Consider the following 16455-nt stretch of genomic DNA (forward strand, 5'->3'; position numbering starts at 1 on the left):
CCTGATCCCAGGCCGACAGCTGATGCCTACAGGCCGTGGCCGTGGGTCCGGTAGGGAACACCCAGTCGGTCGCCGACCTCTGCCAGGACATCCGGGCAGAAGTAGTACCAGTGAAGGCGCGTGATGCCCTCGTCGGCTGTTTCCGCGCGCAGGACGTCCTCGACTGCCTCGGGTCCGTCGCTGTCGGTCGGGGTGGCCCACATCAGCACCAGAGGCTCGCCATCCAGCTCGCGGACTTCGGCGCGCCATCGGACGGACGTCTCCAGGTGGAGTGTGTGGTGCAGCGAGCCAGCGGCGATCTGATCCCGCCCGACTTCGTGGGCCATCCCGATGACGTCACTGACCGCGTCCTCGACGAAGAGCTTGGCCAGCCTGTCCAGGTCGTACGCGGTGAACGCCGTCGCAAGAGCGTCGAGGGTGTCGCGGTCGGGAGCCGCACGGCGGGCGAGCGCGGTGGCCCGGTCCGGGTTGGTGAGCCGTCCGCGGCCACGATGCAGTGCGGCCTTGACCGCCCCCTCGGTGGTACTGAGCATGGCGGCGATCTCCTTCAGGGGCAGGTCGAAGATATCCTTGAGAACCACAGCCGCACGTTCCTGGGGTGCCAATAGCGTGGTCATCTCCGCAAGCGCGTCCCGCACCTCAGCCGGGTCGGCGAGGGCAGGTGCTGCACGCTCGGTGGGCTCGACGAGAAGCGGCGCGGGACGTCGGACCTGGTCGAGATAGGCGTTCGTGGCGATCCGCACCAGCCAGGCCATCGGGCGCTCGACCTGCTGGTGGGACTGCGCAGCGCGCGTGAGGGCTCGGGTGAGTGTCTCCTGGACCAGATCCTCGGCGTCCCACATGCTTCCGGTCAGACGACGGCAGTATCCGAACAGCTCACCCCGCAACGGCTCCAGAGCAACCAGGAACTCACGGCGTGCCGCCTGAGCCGCCGCCAGCAGAGATTGCGGCAGCACGTCGAGCGCGGGAGACAGATCGGGTTCAGGCGTCACTTCACAGCTCCTTGCATGGTGAACGGCTGTACACACCAGTACGACGCGACAGCCTTCGAGTCCGATACGTAGCCGCGAAAGTGAGCCCGGTCACGCCGCGTATGAAAACAAGGTGGCTCCTGCTCAAGGGGGAGCCACCCATACAGTCGAGTACCGTTCTGACCGAGGCTCCAGGGGCCTGGCAGCGCATCAGATTCCAGCGGTGATACCGGCCGTGTCTTCGACAGGAACCGGCCACAGATGGTCCGCATGCCCGGCGTGGTGGAGCTCCTCTCCACATCAACGTGTACGGTCCATCGAACAGCCTGGTGGTCGAGGGCACGGGGGAGTCTTGAATCTTCAACACAAGGTCGGGAACTACGTCAACGCCTCGTGGTCCATGGTGCGGCTGCGGGACCTGATCTACGACATGCTGGGTCTGCTGTTCACGGAGCTCAGCGCTCATGGCGGGATGGCGGGTGACGACAACGCCGGCCGGGCCTTCACCGCCGTCTACAAGCCGGCGGTGAAGACCGTCTTCGAGGCGGCCGGCCTCGCCCACCAGGTGATGGCGAACGGTGCGGGCGCCATGCTCAAGGCCACCGAGGACTTCCTCAAGCAGGAGAGCGCGATTGCCGCCTCCCTGCTCGGCCAGAGCGTGGCACCCGACATCGGCGCCCAGCCCTCGAGGCCTGACTGCAACCCTCGTGGCCGCCACAACGCCGAGGAGCTGCCCGAGGTCGTCGGCGAGACCAGTTGGACCGACCAGTACCTGCTCAGCTCGCGCTTCCACGGCCAGCGGGACAAGCTCCGCAAGACGGCCAACGCCTGGCGTTCGGCGGCGGGCATCCTGGACGACGCGTACTGGGACTCCGAGAGCGCCTGGCGCACCGCGACCGCCCAGCAGCTCGGAGAGACCGCCGCGGCCGTCCAGACCTTCTTCACCGTGTTCGTCGGCAAGACGCCACCTCCCTCCGAGGTTGGCGAGGACGAGACCCTGATGGCGAACCTGCCGTCCGCCTGCCGGATGATCGCCCACGCCTGCGACGCGTACGCGGATCACATCGAAACAGCGCTGAAGAAGATCCCGGATGAGGAAAGCCCCCTGTTCGGCGAGCCGCTCGCCATCTGGGAACGACCGCAGTTCGGCGGCGAGGGACACGACGGCGGCCTGCATGAGCTCGTCACCAGCGACATGCGTATCGCGCGCCTGGGGAACATCCCACCGGCGCTCGACAGCTCGCAGGCCAAGGTCCCCATGCCGCAGCCGGACGGGGGCGGATTCCTACCCCTTCCGTCCCTGCCGCCCTTCCTCGCCCCGCTGATCCGGGTGCCTCTCCTGGTTCCCGTGGGCTACCGGCCGCCGAACGGACCTCGCGTACAGCCGATAGCCCCACCGACACCTCCGGATCCGCGCTTCCCACCCCTCAGCGCCCCTGAGCAGCAGAACTTCCAGACATGGCTGAACTCGCTGCGCGCCGGAGACGTGTCTGGCGGGAAGCCCGCCGAGGTTGCCTACCAGAAGCGGGTCGCCGGATACCCCGAGTACGAGGTCCCCATCCCACCCGGCATCAGCCCCAACAGCACCCTGATGGTCGACGGCTTCCGGAACCGCGACGGCATGGCGATCGAGGCCAAGTACGTCAACAAGCCGAACAAGCCGTGCTACCGCTCGCTCGACGAACTCCGCGCGAGCCACCGGTCCGGCAAGAAGGACTTCCTGTACGACAAGGACCGCAAGGAGCTGACGAAGTACAACGCCGCTCTCAATGATCCGCGTAACAAGGAGATGCGGGGCGTGGAGACCGTCACCAACAACCCGGATTCCGTGGCCTACTGGCGCGTGATGATGGCGGCCTACGGCGTCAAGGGCTACGCCCGATACGTGCCCTGACCACCAGCAGCACACGATGAGGGAGCGAGCGCGTGGACGCGTCTGAACTGGCCGAACTCCGCACTATGTATGTCTTCGGACCCGCCGAGGGTTCCACATGGGGCCTGACCTACGAGGGGGTCGAGGCCGGACTGCGTGAACGGAATACGGACACGTTCATCCGTATCGATGAGGGGGACGAGGGACCCGTTCGCGGGTCCGTCATGCACTTCGGCATCACGGTCGGCGAGGAGGAGCTGGAGGGCATGGCCAAGCTGTCCCCGGAAGGCATCGCCGTCGAGGACTGCACGGCCCTTGCCGCAGCGGAGTTCGTCAAGTGGCTATGGGGCAGCATCGTCCCGGACGGCAGCAGCATCACCTTCAATACGGAGTGGGGCCTTGAAGCCGACCTGCCCGACGCACTCGTCCCGCATGTCCCCCGCCCACGCCTGGTGGCCACCTTCCTCGCTCATCTCGAAGCCACCGGCGGGCTGGACTGACAGTGAGCATGCTCACGGGGATCATGGCCACGTGAGCAACATGCGAAGGGCGTAGACACCATGACAGAGAAGACCCCGCGAGCCTCGGGCGAAGAGGCTGTTCGCGCGGCCGTCCCAGTTGGCGCGCCGGTCATCCTGAGCAACGAGCCCGGCTCGTTTGCCTGGAGTGTGCTGGCCAAGCGCCACCCTGCCCTCATCCAGCAGGTACGAGACGCCTTCCCGTACGGCCTCCGGCAGCACGAGGCGCTCGACGCCCTACTGGACGAGATCACCAACGGTGTCGTCCAACCACTCGCCCCCGCGGACCACGACCACGAGCGCTGGGCGACCTGGGGACAGGAGTACTTCGGGCGCTCGTGGTACGACGCTCCGTTCCTATGGGCGGAGAGCTACTTCTATCGCAGGCTCCTCGGCGCGGTCGGGTACTTCGATGCCGGCCCTTGGCAAGGGGTCGATCCCTTCGCGCCGTTCAAACAGGCCGAACTGCGAGGCGACGCGGTGGAAGAGGAACTGCGCGCCCTCGACACGCTCGCGAGCATCCCAGCCGAGGAGCGGGCCACGGCCCTCCTGCACGCATCGCTCTGGGGCAACCGCGCGGACCTCGGCTTCAGCATCACGGCGGGGAAGTCGGCAGTGGCTGACGCCGCGGTCGCGGCGCTGGTTGCCGACGACAGTGCCACGTTGTGGCAGCTCCTGCCCGCCGGCACCTCGGGCACCATCGCCGTTGTGGCCGACAACGCGGGACGTGAGCTGATTCCCGACCTCGTCCTCATCGACCACCTCCTCGAACACGGGCACGCCGAACGGGTCGTGCTTCACATCAAGCCCTACCCGTACTACGTCTCCGACGCGATGACCGCGGACGTGGTCGACTGCCTCCGTCGCCTCACCGAGGCGACCGGTGAAGCCCGCCGGATCGGCGGCCGACTTTGGAAGGCCATGGCCGCGGGGAGCCTGGAGGCCCGCACCCACCCGTTCTTCTGCGCTCCACTGCCGTACGAGGAGATGCCCGAGGACCTTCGCGTCGAGTTCGCGAGCGACACGCTCACCATCCTGAAAGGCGACCTCAACTACCGCCGTCTGGTGGGCGACCAGCTGTGGCATCCGACCGTGCCGTTCGCCGAGCGAACGGCCTACTTCCCTGGGCCCGTCGCGGCGCTCCGGACCTTGAAGTCCGATGTCATCGTCGGCCTGGAGCAGGGAACGCTGGAAGCCCTCGAACGGTCCGGGGCTGCTTGGCGTACGAGCGGTACTCACGCGCTGATCCAAGTGCGCCCGTAGATCTGAGCTCGCGGGCCGACTCCGTATCGCTCGGCGACAACGGATACGACTCCGACCTCAACCGCCGCGAACTGTGCAAGGACCGGTCATCTCCGGCAGGGGCGCCCGAGCATCGAGGGGCTGGGCGCGCTTCGTTGCGGCGTCGAGCAGACCTTCGCCCTCTTCCACCGATTCAAACGCCTCGCTGCCTGCTGGAAACGCCGCTGTGAACTCCACAACGCCTTCATCTCCATCGTCTCCAGCCTCATTTGCTGGAGACGACTCAAGAAGGCTCGAACGTGATCGCGTTACGAGCTCTAAACGCGCCCCCGACCGGACTGGACCGCGTAAGTAGGACGGACCGGCCTCACCTCAGAGGCATTCAAAATTCAATCAACGTGCCGTCACTCAATTTCGATCTTGGGATCCAGATTGTGAGACTGTCGCGCTTGGGTGACCTTCACAACAACCCGTCCTGCACGGATCACGCTTTTCTCCTTGTACGATTAGGCGTAGACAGTGTGTGTCGGCCGACCACCGCGCACCTTAAGCACAAGCTCCTGGCTACTAGCGCCTCGCGGGCTGGCAGTGGAAACCTCAGTGGCATTTCGATGGAGCGACGATGCGTTGGCGTAGGGGCCCTTCACGGCGCGCCCTCGTGAAGGAGTGTGAGAGCCTGCTCGCCGATCTCCCCATCCCCGCTCCGTTCAGCGTCGAGGCGCTGGTGCGGAACATGGAGGGCGCGTTGGAGCGCCAGATTCGGCTAGTGCCACTGGATGACAGCGACGGGGGCCTGGGCACGGCATGCGGTCTCCGCGTCAAAGCGCCGGAGTCCACGATCATTCTCTATCGCCGCCGTTCAAGTCGCAATCAGACCGAGCACATCATTCTCCATGAGCTCGCGCACGAGTGGCTGAACCACGGGACCTCCCTGACGGATGCAGAGATCGAGCGATACGTCCCTGAGCGCATTCGTCAGGAAGTCCTTCGACGTTTCCCGTCGGCCCTGATTCAAGGGCGCGTAGATTTTGGCAGCCCCGAGGAAAAGCAGGCCGAGCTTTCGGCTTCATTGATAAAGCGGCTGGCGCGCCGTCAATCGTTCACAGGGGATGACATGGTCAGCCTCCTGGAGCATTCACTTGCCCACCCAGTCGCTGCTCCGCCGCGGCGCCGACTCTAGCTGCGGTCGACTGGCGACCACTGAGGCGCAGTTCCCGGCCTCACGGATTCCGCCACATCGCGCAGTCCACCTATCGGCGATTGAGCTGCTGCCGACTGACCTACCGGGCCGGCGAAACGCCGCAGCCGGCTCAGATACTGACTGGTTCCGTGTTCGACTACATCAAATACCTTACTGCGGCTGTGATGACCCTCATCGCCGTATGGCGATTCCCCGCAGTTCGGTACGCCGACGCTCACCGCCGGGCACTCTGGGGCGGTTATGCGGGATTCGCCGTAGCTCTCTGGCTCTACACGCCAGCGGCAATGGATGCGGTGGATCGCATCCCAGTAGTGGACCTGAGCGCCCTACTCAGGCACTTTGCCAGTACCGCGGCGATCATCGCGGCCCTGACCTACGTCGCCACCAGCTACGGGAAGAGCTCGGAGACGGTCGTACCCCGGCACGTAGCGGTCTCCCGCTGGATCGCTCGCGCGTCCTACGGGGCGGGAGCGATAGGCGTCATTCTGCTCACGGTCCTGTTTTTCATCGTGGTGGACCGCGACAAGCCGAGCCAAGACTTCCTCATCGACCACGCTGGGCAATGGGGGGTCGCGGTCTACATGACCGTGTTCTACTTCTTCCCGCTCATCACGACCGCAGTCTGCGGCTACCAGTGGACGAGGGCGGCGCGACGGGTCGAGGACACGAGCATGCGTGTCGGGCTGGGCTTGATGGGGATTTCAATGTGGATGGGGCTGACCCACACATTGGCGCGTATCACCATCCTTTGGGCTGCGGTCGCGTTCCCTCTAAGCCCCTCCACGGTCCGGCTCCTTGTGGACGCCACAGCGATATGGATGGACCTGCTCTTCCTGATCGTTGCCGTAGGTGCGAGCATTCCCACTACCCGCGCTGCGGCGGCCCGGTGGAGAACTTGGCGCACCCTGTATAGGACTTACCCGCTCTGGTTCGACCTGGTGGATGCGTTTCCCGGGACGAGCCTGTATCCGCCAGGGCGGCGCCTCGCTGAACTCAGGCACATACGCGTCCCCATCGATGTTCGCCTGGACCGATGGACGCAGGACATTGCTGACGCTTGCGAGAAGCTGCGCTATTACGCTCCACGAGACCTGATGTTCGCCGCCGAGGACATCACCGCATCGCACCCCGACCCTGAGCCGGCTGCGGAAGCGTACTGGATTAAGGCCGCACTCCAGGCCGCTGACAGCTCGCAAGCCAACCCGTACGCCGCTGCCCCTCTGAGAGAGAAACCGTTCGTTGACACCGAAAGTGAAGCGGCGTGGCTTGCGCGAGTCAGTACGGCCTACTCGCACATCACCACGGATCAAGCTCGGGAGCTTCTCCTGCACTCCATAGAGGTGGAATCCGAGCCGGGGCGTTAGCCTGCTATTGGCTTCACGGCCTCATTTCTCGGTCCGGACTCGATTTCCCGACGAGCGAAACCAGGCTGCATAGCGATCTTGAATTGCGGTTCGGTGAGTGAGATTTGGCACCGTCCGCCGCATGAACTGGGCTGGTACCGTGGGTCATGCGGACTGATAGGTCTTGCTCCGCCTCGTAAGTGCATCCCGGCCTGCGACGCACCTCTACTCCCGTCGCCACATGTAGCCGGGCAGTGACGCTATCCGGTCTGGATGGGTGTCCGAAATCTCAGCAATCTGGAGTTCTCGCATGTCCAACCGCCGCACGGGCCTCATCCTCGATTTCGGAGGCGTTCTCACCACTCCGCTGCTGCCCGCAGTGCTCGCGTTCGAGCAGCGTGAGGGCCTCCCGCAGGGCGCCTGCCTCACGGCCCTGTACAAGGACGAGGAGGGCGTCCGGATCACCAGCGATCTCGAGCGCGGAGCGGTCTCCCAGACTGAGTGGAACGAGTTCGCCGGCAAGATGCTGGGCGTGCCTGCTGACAACCTGATGGGCCGCATCTTCGGTGACCTTCGCCCCGAGCCGCTGATGATCAATGCGGCCGCCGCGGCGAGGCGGGCCGGGATCAAGGTCGGCATCCTGTCCAACAGCGTGGGGCTCGCCCCGTGGGACCTGTACGACGGCTACGAGCTTGAGCAGCTGTACGACGTCGTGGTGATCTCCGAGCAGCACCTGCTGCGTAAGCCTGACCCCGAGCTCTTCGAGATCACGCTCAAGCTCATGGATCTGCCCGCCGAGGAGTGCGTCTTCGTCGACGACACCGAAGGGTATGTCCAGGCCGCAGAACAGCTCGGTCTCGCGGGGGTGCACAACCAGGACCCCCGGCAGACGGTGGCCACTCTCTCCGAACTGCTCGGCGTGGACCTCGCGGCGTCGTAGCCCGGTGTCGGACGCGCGGTGGTCCGACCGACCGTCCTCGATGTCGGAGCCGAGCCGCCGACCCTGCTCTCCCACACCTCGGTACACCAAACTCGCCCAGAACGTCGGCGCTCGCCCACCGCGGCAGCAGTGGACGCGGAGGGTGAGCAAGCCTCCGCCCTCGGCGTTGGAGCACCAGGAACACCACGAACAGCGAAGGGACTACGGCGATACCCCGGTAAGGGGTATCGCCGTAGTCCCTTCGCTGCTGTCGGTCATTGACGCGGCTGCGAAGTAGCTCGCACCGGCCTGGTCCACGCACTGTAGACGGTACGTATCAGACGCCAAGTCGGCGGAGCGGAAGCGCCTCGGAAAACCAAGCCGGTGAGGGGTGCTCGGCGACGCCGTCACTCCCCGTCCTGCACCTCTGGCAGCTTGTGCTTCAGCTCTCCGACGAGCTCGTTGATCTTGGCCATCATCTCGGCAGAGAGGCCCCCGCCATTGCCGCGGGCAGCCAGGCCGAGGATCTGCCCCCTGCGAATCGAGCCGAGGAAGAGGAGTGCCTCCAGGAATTCGCGGGCCTTGGGGTCGAGCTCGGCATCGTCCTGGAAGAGGGCCGCGTCGACCTGAAGTGCTTCGGCTAGGCCGGCACGCACCACATCAGAAGCCTCCGTCGTGGCACCCGCACGAAGGGCGGCGATGTCGTCGGCGGTGACGGCCGCCACGCCCGCGTGCTCGTTGACGATCCGCGCAATTTCGTCATCGGAGGGCGCTTCCTGACCAACGTACCCGTGCTGCAGAAGATAGTTGATCTTCTCTCCCACCGTGCGGGGTGCGGACGCATGCTCGTCACGCGAGGCCCTGGGGCGAAGCCCGAACGAGAGATCCTGGGCGGCCAGCAACTCCTCTTCGGTCACCCCGTACGCCTCTGCGAGCGGCTGCACGTAAGCATCGTTGAGTCGGCGCCGGCCGGATTCGGCATTGCTCACCGGCACGCGGCTCGCGCCGATGATCGCAGCGGCCTGCGCGACGCTGAGGCCGGCGTCGCAGCGCAGGAGCTGCAGGTCCGGCGGACCGTCGTGAGGGAAAAGGACATCAAGCGACTGACCGAGCGCCGCTGCGATCGCGGGGAGCTTCTCACCCTTGGGGAAGTCCTGGCCGCTCTCCCACCGCGCGACCGTGGGGGCGCTGACGCCCACCATCTCGGCCAATTCCTTCTGATGGAGGTCCTTGCCCCGCCGGACAGCACGCACGCGGCTGCCGTCGAACTGACGTGGCACATGAACTCCTGCGGGGTGGCGATCAGGCTGGTGGTGGCGGCCTCTGGGGCAACTGTAGCCCAGGCTTGATACATTTCCGCAACTGACGTACGTTTCCGTATCGCACCTGCTGGCCGGACTCCGGCTCTCTATGGTGCCAGCCCTGGGGGACCTCTATGCACGTTGCGTTGTCGTGACCACTCGCGCAACGCGCCGTCGGATTCGGTCCAGTCGTTGCCGGCCGGTCGGGGGATCGCCTTCCTCAGCACCGACCGTCGCGAGCCCTGCGCGAGCTGTTAGGGGCCGGGGATGGACTTGCCGCAGGTGTCTACATATGTTCGTCGTCCCCCGCCGGGCAGCGACCCGGGGAGGGGCGACGCAACGAGCAGACGAAAGGCATGAACCGATTAGGCCGTAAGACGAAAACCGGCGCCCGGGAGCTCCAACTCCCAAGCGCCGGATCGGCACCCCGAGAGGTGCCCATACACATCACGCGGGCGGCGGGGCTTTTGCACGAGAACCGCCGCACCGCGCTCCTACGAAAGACGGAGTATCGCATGCTCGCCATGCCGATCGGAACCCCGGCCTGCCCGGACGCTGGCCGCCAGCGCCGCCTCGCCGCCCAGCTCGCGGACATGATCGCGGGCGCGGCCACCATCCGGGTCAGCCTCAACGACCCGAAGCAGACGTGGCCCCACCAGCACGCTGTCGTCAACGACGAGACCAGGAAGATCACGGAGATGGGCCGCGCCACCGTCAGGGGCGCGGGCCGTTGGATCCTGAGGGTCTGGCCGGGGGGGACTCGACGCGACCGCACACCTTCCACCTTGCCGACGCCACCCTCACGCGCAGCGGCCTGACCGCCGCTGTTCGGGGCCGCTGACATGGCGCGGATACGAACCATCAAGCCGGAGGCATTCTTCTCCGAGTCGCTCGCCGAAGTGCGCGTCGAGGCCGAGCGGACCTTCTTCGGACTGCTCACCCAGGCCGACGACCACGGTCGCCATCGCGACAACGCCGCGATCATCGCCGGGCTCCTCTGGCCCCTCCGCGCCGAACACACCTCGGTCCACGTCGAAGACGACCTCCACCAGCTCGCGGCCGCCGGCCTGATCTGCCGGTACGCCGGCTGCGACGGCCGTCGGTACCTCCACATCGTGACCTGGTCCGACCACCAGAAGATCGACAAGCCGAGCCAGTCGCGCCTGCCCTCCTGCCCGCAGCACCAGGCTGCCGACCGGTGTGCGCCCTGCAAGGGCTCCTGCACCAAGCGGACCGAGGGTTCGTCTGCTACTCCCCGAGGACTCGCCGAGACCTCGCCGAATGCTCCCCGAGCCCTCGACCTGCCCGCCAAGACCACCTCCACGCCTTCCGGAGACGCGGGTGGGGCCTCCGTTGACCGGCAGGAAGCCGCCGACAATGCGTGCGGCGTTCCTAGTCGGGCTGGAACGAAGAGCGCAGGTCAGGAGGCATTCCCCGAGGACTCCCCGAACCTTCCCCGAAGCATCGGAGAGGGCTCGGCGCCTGGATCTAGGATCTTGGATCCTGGATCTCTTGTCCCTACGGGGCGCACGGCGCCCGCAGACGGCGTCTCGGCCAACCAGCTCGTCGGCGAGTACGTCGCCTCATGCGACGAGCGTCCGCCCAGCGACGTGATCGGACATCTCGGCCGGATCGCCAAGAAGCTCCTGGGTGAGGGCATCGCGCCGGAGCACATCAGGGCCGGGCTGGCGAACTTCGCGGCCAACCCCAAGCACCCGAGCGTGCTGGCCAGCATGGTCAACGAGGCCATGAATGCACGCCCCGGCAGTTTTGCCCGGCCGGGAATCCGGCCTAACGTGCCCGCCCATCAGGCGTGGACCAACCCCTCCAACGCCGTTGCCGCCTACGCCGAGGAGCTGTGATGCGCACCCGTCACCGCGAACCGCAGACCCTAGGCGAGGGCACCCTGGACCGGATGGCCCGGATCCTGGCCGCCCGCAACATCGACCCCAGCGCCGCACCGGCCCAGGAGCTCGAGACCGTCTCCCCGCTGGAGGCCCTGTCGGCCGGTATGCCCCCGCGCTACCGGGCCGCCGTCGCCGACCACCCCCAGGTCCTGGCCTGGGTCCGGACTGTTGCCGAGGCCGCCGTCGCTCCCAACCAGGGAGCCAGGCGACAGGTCACCACCGGACCCAGCCTGCTGATGGCCGGCGTCGTCGGCGCGGGCAAGACACACCAGGCGTATGGCGCGGTCCGGCGGCTGGTCCAGAGCGGAGTCGGCGTGCGCTGGCGCGCGACCACCGCCGCCGACCTGTACGCCGACCTGCGACCCCGGCCTGGAGCCGACAGCGAGCGGGAGCTGGCCACCGTCAGCCGCTACCCGCTGCTGATCATCGACGACCTCGGCGCGGCCAAGGCCAGCGAGTGGGTCGAGGAAGTGACGTACCGGCTGATCAACCGTCGGTACAACTACGAGCTTCCGACCCTGATCACCACCAACCTGGCGATCAGGGACCTCCGTGCCCACCTCGGCGACCGCGTCGCCTCCCGGCTCGCACAGATGACCACCCGGGTCGAGTTCGAGCAGGTCGACCGCAGACGCCACCGTCTCGCGGCCTGACCCGCCCCAGGCCGCCACGCCGGGCCGCGCCTTCTGCGCGCCGCCCCGAGCCCTTCCCTGACCCAGCGCACCTCTCCGCCGACGCCCCTGCGCGCGGAGAGCGATCGGAGTACCCGTATGACCAGCACGACGAACCGCCCTGCCCGACCCCGGTCGCTCGGCGACCACACCTGGCGGGACCAGGCCGTCTGCCAGAGCACCGAGTACAACCCGGTGGACCCCGAGATCTTCTTCCCGGACCCCGATGAGACCGACAAGATCACCGAAGCGAAGGCGCTGTGCGGCCAGTGCCCGGTCCGCCGCGTCTGCCTGGACGCCGCCCTGGAAGCCGGCGACGCCGACGGCATACGAGGCGGACTGACCGAGGAGGAGCGCGGACCTCTGCATGAGAAGATCGCCCACCGCCTCGACTACAGCCGCGTCAACGACACCATCGCCGGTCGCGACATCCACCTCACCAAGGCCGAGCGCCGCGCGGTCATCCGCGCCGCCTACCGCCACGGGGTGACCGAGCAGCGCCTGGCCTGGCTCCTCAAGATCACCGAGGAGCACGCCCAGAAGCGATACCGCGAACTCCGCCGCGCCCTGCGCAACCGAGACCTGAATCAACCCGAGACGGCCACCGCCTCGTCCGAGGCCGGCATCGAGCGCCTGGGTCGCGACGACTTCGGGACGGCGGCGTGAATGCCCTGACCGTGCCGAAGACGGCGCACATATCCGGCTGGGACCGAGCGGTCGTCATCGCCCTCGGCGGTGCGGGATGCGCGCTGTCGTACGACGCGCTGCAGCAGATGGCTGTTGCCATCCACATCCGAGGCTTCCTCACCTACCTCTTCCCCCTGGTGATCGACGGGTTCATCGCCTACGGCGTCCGGGCGCTCCTGGTCCTCCGCGACGCGCCGCTGCGCGCCCGGCTCTACGTCTGGACGCTCTTCGGCACGGCCACGGCCGCCAGCATCTGGGCCAACGCGCTCCACGCGGTGCGGCTCAACGAGGACGCGGTCGCCGGCACCGGCCTTCGGCTCGGCGACACGGTGGTCGCGGTGCTGTCCACCATCGCCCCGCTCGCCCTGGCCGGAGCGGTCCACCTCTACATCCTCATCGCCCGGGGGCCGGTCAAGGGCAGTGACCGCGAGGACCTCGGTCACCCCGGTTACCCGGGTCAGGGTGACCGGCACGACGCCGTCGCGGTCACCCGGACTGACCGGGTCGGTCAGAACCGGCCGGCGGTCGGTCAGGTCAAGGCAGGTCAGCCGGTCACCGCCCTGGCTGGCCGGCCGCCGCTGTCCCTGGACAAGCAGGCTCCTGCCTCCTGGCCACTGACCGGGGACAGGGCCCCGGTGGGCAGCAGCAACCCGGTCACCGATGGCCGAGGCCAGTCGTACGGGGCCGCTGACCTGCCCGGACAGTCGGACTCGGCTCGGCCGGTCACTGACCGCCCCGACGACACCGCACCGGTCACCGGCGACCAGGACAGCCCGGCGGCGGTCACCACCCCGCCGGTCACTCCGCCGCCGGTCACTGACCGAGAGGCCCGGACAGCCGGTGACCGACGGCCCGACCCGGACACCGAGGAACTGCTGAAGATCGCCCGGTCAGCGGTCAGGGCGGAGGACAAGCTGACCCGCAAGGTGGTCGCCCAGGCGATCCGCGGTCAGCAGATTCCGCTCTCCAGCGACACCCTGACCGCCCTGATGGGCCAGCTCCGCGCCCAGCACGGACAGCCGGTCACCTCCACCCGGAACTGACCGGACACCTCGGAGCGGGTGACCGAGCCGGTCACCCCAGCCGGTCACCCGCTCCGGACACCCGCGCCACACCCCTCCAGAGCAGAAGCGGAGAACACCCGATGCGCACCCACCCGGCCACTCCCGCCGAAGTCGACTCCTGGCTGACCGTCCTTCACCAGCGCGGCCACCTCCACCGCGCCCAGTCCGGCCCCGACACCACCTGGATCGTGCAACGCGAGCAGCACGATCGCCCCTGGACCCTCCACCACCCGGTCCTCGCCATGGACTGGATCGAGGACCTCGTCCGCGAAATCCAGCAGCAGGACCCGGAGACGAGCCGATGACCACCGACGACCCGGCGGTGACCACCGCCGGACAGCAGCGTGACCCCACGACGGCTCCTGGCGGAGCAAGCTATCGCGTACGACGGTCCTACGGCCCGTCGTACGCACTTGCCCCCGCCCCAGAGGGCGGGGGAAGCCCAACTGGTCCCCGAGCGAGGGCGCTTGGGAACCAGCCGGGCAACCGGCACCAGGGGGCGCCGGTCACCGGGGGAGAAGCCGCCCGCGACGACCACCGTGAGCAGCTGAGCCCGAGCACGCCCGCCTTCCCCGACCGCAAGCCGCGCCGCCGCAGCCGCAACCCGAGCGAGCGCACCCGCAAGACGACCACCCGCCTCTCCGACACCGAGAAAGCCGAGATCGTCGCCGCCGCCGCGCAGCGCGGCGTCACCGTCGCCCGCTTCCTCGCAGCCGCCGGCCTCGCCGCCGCCCGCGGTTCGACCGCCCTGCACACCAACGAACGACTCGACACGGCCATCGACGAACTCGTCGCCCTGCGTACCGCCCTGGCCCGGATCGGCAACAACATCAACCAGATCGCCTACGTCCACAACGCCGGAGGACAGCCCCGCCCCGGCGAACTCGACCACGCACTGAGCGTTCTGACCAGGTCCCTCGGCCGCCTCGACGACGCGGCGAACGACCTGGTGACCAGGCGGCTGTGATGGTTCCCGACATCGGACGCGGCTCCCGCACCCACGGCCTCCTCGTCTACCTCTACGGCCCGGGCAGGCGCGAGGAGCACACCGACGCGCACCTTGTCGGCTCCTGGGACGGCTTCGCCCCCGACCCCGACCCCGGCCGCGACACCGACCCGCAAGTCACCCTCGCCCGCCTCACCGCCGCCCTCGACCTCCGGGTCAAGCAGGCCGGCGACCGCGCGCCCGCCAAGCATGTATGGCACTGCTCGGTCCGGACCGCCCCCGGCGATCGGCGACTCTCCGACGAGGAGTGGAACGCCGTCGCCCAGCGCATCGTCCACGCCACCGGCATTGCCCCGGACGGCGATCCCGACGGCTGCCGGTGGATCGCCGTCCGCCACGCAGAGGACCACATCCACATCGTCGCCACCCTGGTCCGAGGAGACCTGCGCAACCCACGCCTCAACTACGACTTCAACAAGGCCCAGGTCGAATGCCGTCGCATCGAGAAGGAGATGGGCCTGCGCCGCCTCAACGCCGGCGACGGCACCGCAGCGAAGAACCCCACCAGCGCCGAAAGGTTCAAGGCCGAACGCACCGGCCGCCCCGAGACCTCCCGCGAGACGCTCCGCGAAGCCGTCCGCCAGGCTATCGCGGGAGCGGACGACGAGAAGGAGTTCTTCACCCGGCTGCGCGAGGCGGGCCTGCGCGTGAAAGTGCGCCACGCCCCCTCCGGTGACGCGCTCGGCTACAACGTGGCCCTGCCCGGCGATCGCAACCGCCACGGTGAACCGGTCTGGTACCCCGGCTCCAAGCTGGCTCCTGACCTGTCCCTTCCGAAGATCCGCCTCCGGCTCGCCGACGGTACCGCCGAGCGGGCAACGCCTTCGGCCGCCGGCGGCCGGCCGGACTGGTCCCCGCCCGCCCGAGAGCGCCGCAGCGCCACCGGGATCGCCGAGCGTGCCGCCGTCCTCCTCGACGGCGACGACGATGACGCCGCAGCCCAGCTCGTCGGCGTCGGCGAACTCCTGGACGCGGTCGCCCAGACTTCCCCGGTCGCCACCCGAGCCGAGCTGGCTGCCGCCGCCCGAGCCTTCGAGCGGGCGACCCGCAGCCACGTCCGAGCAGAGCGCGCCGACACCCGGGCTCTCCGCTCGGCCGCCCGGGGCATCGTCCAGGCCGGCGGCTCGCTCGGCCGAGGCGAGGACGGCGGCACCACCGCCATGCTCCTCTCCACCCTGGTCCTGGTCACCCTCGCCGCCGCCCGTTGGCACTCCGCCCGCGGTCACGCCCAGCAGGCCCACGCTTCCCGACAGGCCGCCGAGCACCTGCGCACCGCATACCGTCAGGCCGCCGCCACCCCGATGCGGGTGCTGCACGACCAAGGCCGTGCCCTCCCCGAAGCCCAACGCCGGACGCACGAGGCCACCCTCCGCGCGGCCCTGCCGGAGCAGGGCGTACGAGCAGATGGCATGCCGACGAAGATCGACGCCCTGGTCGCCACGCTCGCCCAGGCCGAGCAGGCAGGCCACGACCCCGAGGCCCTCCTGCAGCAGGCCATCGACATGCGCGAACTCGACACCGCCGAGGACGTGAACGACGTCCTGGTCTGGCGCCTGCGCCGCCTCGCCCAGCTCCCCGCCCACCCGAGCGAAGCTCCCCGTCGCCCGCAGGCCGGCACTCGCCCGACCAAGACCCCGGCCAACCGCACCAGCAAACGGAACGCACCCACGGTGGCACCGCGCCCTGCCGTCTCCGACCCGCGCAGCCGACCACCACGCCGCTGATCAGCGCGTCCGGAAGGCCGGCCACCGA

The 16455-nt window shown here is 68.3% G+C and carries 16 protein-coding genes; 14 read left to right on the top strand and 2 right to left on the bottom strand.

The genetic code is table 11. From position 1 onward, the window contains the following. Positions 1–26: 26 nt before the first annotated feature. The gene (locus SVTN_RS33540) at positions 27–992 is read right to left on the bottom strand and encodes a sigma-70 family RNA polymerase sigma factor (RefSeq protein WP_159026538.1); all 966 of its coding nucleotides are present in this window, start codon (positions 990–992) and stop codon (positions 27–29) included. A 331-nt stretch (positions 993–1323) separates the two neighbouring features. Here SVTN_RS33540 and SVTN_RS45820 point away from each other — a divergent pair, with 331 nt between their 5' ends. The 6 genes from SVTN_RS45820 (at position 1324) to SVTN_RS33570 (ending at position 8088) form a co-directional block, all read left to right on the top strand. After that, positions 1324–2865 (top strand): restriction endonuclease fold toxin-2 domain-containing protein, encoded by a 1542-nt coding sequence (locus SVTN_RS45820; RefSeq protein ID WP_245727731.1) that lies wholly within the window; start codon positions 1324–1326, stop codon positions 2863–2865. Between the two features lie 32 nt (positions 2866–2897). Further along, the gene (locus SVTN_RS33550; RefSeq protein ID WP_041132462.1) at positions 2898–3344 is read left to right on the top strand and encodes a hypothetical protein; all 447 of its coding nucleotides are present in this window, start codon (positions 2898–2900) and stop codon (positions 3342–3344) included. Positions 3345–3404: 60 nt separating this feature from the next. Next, complete coding sequence (locus SVTN_RS33555; protein ID WP_041132463.1) at positions 3405–4625, top strand: damage-control phosphatase ARMT1 family protein; 1221 nt, start codon at positions 3405–3407, stop codon at positions 4623–4625. 637 nt (positions 4626–5262) lie between these two features. Next, positions 5263–5784 carry a hypothetical protein gene (locus SVTN_RS33560; protein WP_052499443.1) on the top strand — a complete coding sequence of 174 codons (522 nt, stop codon included), beginning with the start codon at positions 5263–5265 and terminating at the stop codon, positions 5782–5784. Positions 5785–5933: 149 nt separating this feature from the next. Continuing rightward, positions 5934–7169 carry an MAB_1171c family putative transporter gene (locus SVTN_RS33565; RefSeq protein ID WP_041132465.1) on the top strand — a complete coding sequence of 412 codons (1236 nt, stop codon included), beginning with the start codon at positions 5934–5936 and terminating at the stop codon, positions 7167–7169. A 289-nt stretch (positions 7170–7458) separates the two neighbouring features. Continuing rightward, entirely contained in the window at positions 7459–8088 is a 630-nt protein-coding gene (locus SVTN_RS33570) for an HAD-IA family hydrolase (protein WP_041132466.1), read from the top strand. A 386-nt stretch (positions 8089–8474) separates the two neighbouring features. Here SVTN_RS33570 and SVTN_RS33575 read toward each other — a convergent pair whose 3' ends face one another. Then, on the bottom strand, positions 8475–9347 hold the full coding sequence (locus SVTN_RS33575) for a helix-turn-helix domain-containing protein (RefSeq protein WP_041132467.1): 873 nt from the start codon (positions 9345–9347) through the stop codon (positions 8475–8477). A 536-nt stretch (positions 9348–9883) separates the two neighbouring features. On the opposite strand from SVTN_RS33575, the gene SVTN_RS33580 reads away from it, so the two are divergent. From SVTN_RS33580 to SVTN_RS33615, 8 genes are all read left to right on the top strand, one after another. Continuing rightward, positions 9884–10186 carry a transcriptional regulator gene (locus SVTN_RS33580; protein ID WP_245727732.1) on the top strand — a complete coding sequence of 101 codons (303 nt, stop codon included), beginning with the start codon at positions 9884–9886 and terminating at the stop codon, positions 10184–10186. A gap of 24 nt (positions 10187–10210) precedes the next feature. Continuing rightward, entirely contained in the window at positions 10211–11230 is a 1020-nt protein-coding gene (locus SVTN_RS33585) for a hypothetical protein (RefSeq protein WP_041132468.1), read from the top strand. Then, positions 11230–11928 carry an ATP-binding protein gene (locus SVTN_RS33590; RefSeq protein WP_041132469.1) on the top strand — a complete coding sequence of 233 codons (699 nt, stop codon included), beginning with the start codon at positions 11230–11232 and terminating at the stop codon, positions 11926–11928. The genes SVTN_RS33585 and SVTN_RS33590 overlap by 1 nt, the downstream gene beginning before the upstream one ends. Positions 11929–12045: 117 nt before the next feature. Continuing rightward, positions 12046–12612: a WhiB family transcriptional regulator gene (locus SVTN_RS33595; RefSeq protein WP_041132470.1), complete on the top strand. Its 567-nt coding sequence runs from the start codon at positions 12046–12048 to the stop codon at positions 12610–12612. Then, positions 12609–13676 carry a DUF2637 domain-containing protein gene (locus SVTN_RS33600; protein ID WP_041132471.1) on the top strand — a complete coding sequence of 356 codons (1068 nt, stop codon included), beginning with the start codon at positions 12609–12611 and terminating at the stop codon, positions 13674–13676. Before SVTN_RS33595 ends, SVTN_RS33600 begins: the two co-directional genes overlap by 4 nt. A 101-nt stretch (positions 13677–13777) precedes the next feature. Then, the gene (locus SVTN_RS33605) at positions 13778–14002 is read left to right on the top strand and encodes a hypothetical protein (protein WP_041132472.1); all 225 of its coding nucleotides are present in this window, start codon (positions 13778–13780) and stop codon (positions 14000–14002) included. Beyond that, entirely contained in the window at positions 13999–14664 is a 666-nt protein-coding gene (locus tag SVTN_RS33610; RefSeq protein WP_041132473.1) for a plasmid mobilization protein, read from the top strand. Before SVTN_RS33605 ends, SVTN_RS33610 begins: the two co-directional genes overlap by 4 nt. Then, positions 14664–16427 (top strand): relaxase/mobilization nuclease domain-containing protein, encoded by a 1764-nt coding sequence (locus SVTN_RS33615; protein ID WP_041132474.1) that lies wholly within the window; start codon positions 14664–14666, stop codon positions 16425–16427. The genes SVTN_RS33610 and SVTN_RS33615 overlap by 1 nt, the downstream gene beginning before the upstream one ends. Positions 16428–16455 lie beyond the last annotated feature (28 nt).

It is taken from the genome of Streptomyces vietnamensis (genome assembly GCF_000830005.1).
In the GTDB taxonomy this organism is placed as follows: Bacteria; Actinomycetota; Actinomycetes; order Streptomycetales; family Streptomycetaceae; genus Streptomyces; species Streptomyces vietnamensis.

Bases quoted from the DNA above. Each gene is read 5' to 3' on its own strand.
- SVTN_RS33555 (WP_041132463.1), top strand. From the start codon at position 3,405: ATGACAGAGAAGACCCCGCGAGCCTCGGGCGAAGAGGCTGTTCGCGCG.
- SVTN_RS33570 (WP_041132466.1), top strand. From the start codon at position 7,459: ATGTCCAACCGCCGCACGGGCCTCATCCTCGATTTCGGAGGCGTTCTC.
- SVTN_RS33580 (WP_245727732.1), top strand. From the start codon at position 9,884: ATGCTCGCCATGCCGATCGGAACCCCGGCCTGCCCGGACGCTGGCCGC.
- SVTN_RS33585 (WP_041132468.1), top strand. From the start codon at position 10,211: ATGGCGCGGATACGAACCATCAAGCCGGAGGCATTCTTCTCCGAGTCG.
- SVTN_RS33590 (WP_041132469.1), top strand. From the start codon at position 11,230: ATGCGCACCCGTCACCGCGAACCGCAGACCCTAGGCGAGGGCACCCTG.
- SVTN_RS33595 (WP_041132470.1), top strand. From the start codon at position 12,046: ATGACCAGCACGACGAACCGCCCTGCCCGACCCCGGTCGCTCGGCGAC.
- SVTN_RS33605 (WP_041132472.1), top strand. From the start codon at position 13,778: ATGCGCACCCACCCGGCCACTCCCGCCGAAGTCGACTCCTGGCTGACC.
- SVTN_RS33610 (WP_041132473.1), top strand. From the start codon at position 13,999: ATGACCACCGACGACCCGGCGGTGACCACCGCCGGACAGCAGCGTGAC.
- SVTN_RS33615 (WP_041132474.1), top strand. From the start codon at position 14,664: ATGGTTCCCGACATCGGACGCGGCTCCCGCACCCACGGCCTCCTCGTC.